General features: G+C 41.5%; 1 protein-coding gene. It reads right to left on the bottom strand.

Features of this window, described 5'->3' with window-relative positions:
- Positions 1–311, bottom strand: a 311-nt coding sequence (gene ccsA, locus ACSG5Z_RS30215) for a cytochrome c biogenesis protein CcsA (RefSeq protein WP_435712777.1), incomplete at both ends; no start/stop codon positions are given.

Genomic DNA, 311 nt, shown 5'->3' with positions numbered 1-311 from the left:
CATAATGATTGCAAAACCAATTACCGCTAACCACGCTGACTTCTCTCCGTGCCACCCTTTTGATAAGCGTAAATGTAATACTGCCTCATAAAAGAGCCAAGTAATAAGCGCCCAAACCTCTTTTGGATCCCAACCCCAAAAACGTGTCCACGCTATTTGAGCCCAAATCATGGCAAAAATTAATGCACCTAATGTGAAAACCGGGAATCCAATTGCAATAGAACGATATCCGATTTCATCCAGTAAATCACAATTTGTATTCTTTACTAACGGCTGAAGTGCTGCCGATACTCGTTTGCGTAAAACAAGTC

This window comes from Bacillus pretiosus, from assembly GCF_051294775.1.
GTDB lineage: Bacteria > Bacillota > Bacilli > Bacillales > Bacillaceae_G > Bacillus_A > Bacillus_A wiedmannii.
The sequence above is the reverse complement of the archived record's forward strand: the minus strand, read 5'-3'. Positions and strand labels throughout refer to the sequence as shown.